General features: G+C 39.2%; 1 pseudogene. It reads left to right on the forward strand.

The features are described from left to right. Positions 1-594, forward strand: a pseudogene (gene virB11, locus IE271_RS44655) (cag pathogenicity island type IV secretion system ATPase VirB11); the annotation flags it as partial.

Consider the following 594-nt stretch of genomic DNA (forward strand, 5'->3'; position numbering starts at 1 on the left):
AATCCTATTTTGAGCAGCAATTTAGCGAATGGTGAAAGGGTGCAGATTGTCCTTTCCCCTGTTACAGTTAATGATGAAACCATTTCCATATCCATAAGGATACCTAGCAAAACAACCTATCCTCATAGCTTCTTTGAAGAGCAGGGTTTTTATAATCTACTAGATAACAAAGAACAAGCGATCAGTGCGATTAAAGATGGTATTGCTATTGGTAAGAATGTGATTGTTTGTGGTGGCACAGGAAGCGGTAAAACGACTTATATCAAAAGCATCATGGAGTTTATCCCCAAAGAAGAAAGGATCATATCCATTGAAGACACCGAAGAGATTGTATTCAAACACCACAAGAACTACACACAGCTTTTCTTTGGTGGGAATATCACCTCTGCTGATTGTTTAAAGTCATGTTTGAGAATGCGACCTGATAGAATCATTTTAGGAGAACTCAGAAGCAGTGAGGCATATGATTTTTATAATGTGCTTTGTAGCGGTCATAAAGGCACGCTAACCACTCTACATGCAGGGAGCAGTGAAGAAGCGTTTATCCGTTTAGCCAACATGAGTTCATCTAATAACGCAGCAAGGAATATCAAG

Origin of the sequence: Streptomyces minutiscleroticus (assembly GCF_014650875.1) — a bacterium.
Taxonomy (GTDB): domain Bacteria; phylum Actinomycetota; class Actinomycetes; order Streptomycetales; family Streptomycetaceae; genus Streptomyces; species Streptomyces minutiscleroticus.